Source organism: Micromonospora maritima (assembly GCF_902825405.1).
Lineage (GTDB): Bacteria > Actinomycetota > Actinomycetes > Mycobacteriales > Micromonosporaceae > Micromonospora > Micromonospora maritima.
The window spans coordinates 1-2,465 of sequence record NZ_CADEAU010000667.1 but is presented as its reverse complement, the minus strand read 5'-3'; the positions used below and the strand labels follow the sequence as shown (position 1 = coordinate 2,465).

The following is a 2,465-nucleotide window of genomic DNA, read 5'->3' as shown; positions in this document are numbered from 1 at the left end:
GGCGGGCAGCCGGGCACGTAGACGTCGACCGGGATGAGCTGGTCGACGCCCTTGGTCACCGAGTAGGAGTCCCAGTACGGGCCGCAGCAGTTCGAGCAGCAGCCGGTCCCGCAGCAGCACCGCCTCGGTCGCGTCGCCCGGACCCGCCTCGTCGACGGTGGCCGCGTCGCTCCGGCGCTCCGCGTCGCTCGGGCCTGCCGTGTCGCTCCGGCCTTCCGCGTCACTCCGGGCTATAGCGCCGGTCGGATGGGTCGGGTCGACGGTGCTCCCCTGGGTCGGGTCGCTCCGGTCGGCCGGGTTGTGCGCGTCCGTCACGCGCCGTGGGGCGTCCATCAGGGCGGCTGCCTGGTCGGCGCGCAGGACGGTGGGCAGTTCCCGGCCGGCCCTGGGGCTGGCGAGCGGGGCGGCGACGTCGTGCGGGAGCAGCCCGGCCCGGTGCGCCCAGGCGCTGAAGGTGCGGGCCGCCGCGGCCCGCCGGGCCATGGTCGTCCGGGCGGCCCCCATGGTCCGCTGTCTGGCCAGCCAGCTGCGCAGCACCGCGAGGTCCAGCCCCGCCACGTCGGCGCAACCCATCCGGACCGCGTGGTCGAGCAGCGAGACGAGGTCCGTCACGTAGGCCCGGACCGTGTGCGCCGATCGGTCGCGGACCCTCGACAGGTGGTCGGCGAAGTCGTCCACCGCCTCGCGCATCGGCGCCGGCAGTTCCTCGTGCGTGGCCCGCGTGCCGCGCCGCCGCTCACCCATCGACCGCCCCGACCGGTTCGCACCGTCGCTCGTGGTCGGAGTCGCGTCCGGGCGTGCGGGGGCAGACGGCCAACACCACCCCAGCGTACGGGCGGCGCGGCCCCGGCACCGATCGCGACTCCACCGCGCCGGGATGGCGGTGTCGGGTGCCCGGGGATGCCACCACCCCGGCCGAACGGCGTGGACCCGTGTGCGCGGGCGAGGGCCGGTCGTGGCGGCGCGCCGGGCGGGGTGGCAGAAGCGGCTCTGGACAGGGGAAACTCGCGACGTACGTGGTGCGGCGAACCGACCGTGGGGGTCCCCACCACGGTGACGCCGGGAGCGAGGAGGGACCGGGCGTGGGAGTGGATGCCGTCCTCTACCGGCGGGTGCGGGCCGGTGCCGCCCGCCGCCCGCCCACGTACGTCTCGATCGAGGTCGTCGCCGATCCCCGGGACCTGCTGCTCGACCTGCTCAGGCGGGTACGCGGCGGAGGCCGGACGCCGCTGCTGGACCGGGTCGACCCGCTCGGCGAGCTGGTCGTCGACGCCGGCCAGGTGCCGCAGCTGCTCACCGAGCTGCGCGCTCTGGCGGAGGCGGCCGGAGCGCCGGCGGAGGTCGACCAGATCCGCCGGCTGGCCCGGCTCGCCCGCCGTTGCCAGGAGGGCCGCGACGTCGAGATCCGGTTCGAGGGCGACTGACGTCACGACGGCCGCCGTCCCCGCGCGGCGGCGTCGGGGGGCGCGAGCGCGTATCCGCCGCCGTCCCGGCGCACCACCAGGGCCAGCTCCTCCAGCATGGACAGTTTCCGCATCGCGGTGCGCAGGTCCACCCCGGCGCGCGCCGCGACGCTCTCCAGGTCGAGGGTCCGACGCCGGGGCAGCGCCTCCAACACCTGGGTGGCTTCGTCGTCGAGCCGGTCCCTCGGCCGCTCGGCCGCCCGGGCCGGCGGGGCGAGGTCGTCCCCGATCCGCCCCACCTCCTCGAGCACGTGCGCGACACCGGTGACCAGCCGGGCGTACGGCCGCTCCCGCAGCACCTCGTGCCCGCCCACCGACATGGCCGAGGTGACCGGCCCGGGCACCACCATGGCCCGCCGGCCGAGCCCGAGTGCCCGGTTGAGCGTCTGGGTGGCGCCGCTGCGGGCGGCGGCCTCGACCAGCACCGTGCCCCGGGTGGCCGCCGCGATGACCCGGTTGCGGATGAGGAACCGGGGCCGCAGCGGCTCGGCGCCGGGCATCCACTCGCTCACCAGCAGGCCGGTCTCGGCGATCCGGTCGAACAGCGCGGCGTTGCCCATCGGGTAGGGGCGGTCCAGGCCGCAGGCCAGCACGGCGACGGTGCGCCCGCCGGCGGTCAGCGCACCGCGGTGGGCCGCGGAGTCGATGCCGAACGCCCCGCCGGAGACGACGGTCCACTCCCGGTCGGCCAGTCCGTAGCCCAGCTCGGTGGCGACGTGCGAGCCGTAGGGGGTGGCCGCCCGCGCGCCGACCACGGCCACCGAACGGGCCAGCGTCTCGTCGAGCGGCCAGCCGCCGCGTACCCAGAAGCAGAGCGGCGGATGGGTCTCCACGTCGACCCGCCGGGTGGCGTCGGGCAGTGCCAGCCGGCGCAGCTCGCCGACCGGCGCCGGCCATTCGTCGTCCTCCGGGGTGACCAGGCGCGCCCCGAGCCGTTCGGCCCGGGCCAACGCCTCGGCCGCCACCCGGCGCGCGTCGCCGGCCGCCGTGCGGGCCGCGACG

Annotated in this window: 3 protein-coding genes; 1 reads left to right on the top strand and 2 read right to left on the bottom strand. The window is 77.3% G+C overall.

Annotation, left to right across the window (positions count from 1 at the left end):
• A partial coding sequence (locus tag HUW36_RS35030) for a site-specific integrase (RefSeq protein ID WP_343044377.1) occupies nt 1-744 on the bottom strand: 744 nt, incomplete at its 3' end.
• A gap of 338 nt (nt 745-1,082) precedes the next feature.
• Here HUW36_RS35030 and HUW36_RS30775 point away from each other — a divergent pair.
• Nucleotides 1,083-1,424, top strand: a complete 342-nt coding sequence (locus tag HUW36_RS30775; protein ID WP_174531293.1) for a hypothetical protein — start codon at nt 1,083-1,085, stop codon at nt 1,422-1,424.
• A 2-nt stretch (nt 1,425-1,426) separates the two neighbouring features.
• On the opposite strand, the gene HUW36_RS30770 is transcribed toward HUW36_RS30775, so the two are convergent.
• Nucleotides 1,427-2,465 (bottom strand): DNA-processing protein DprA (locus HUW36_RS30770; RefSeq protein WP_174531292.1); only part of this gene is annotated, 1,039 nt, incomplete at its 5' end.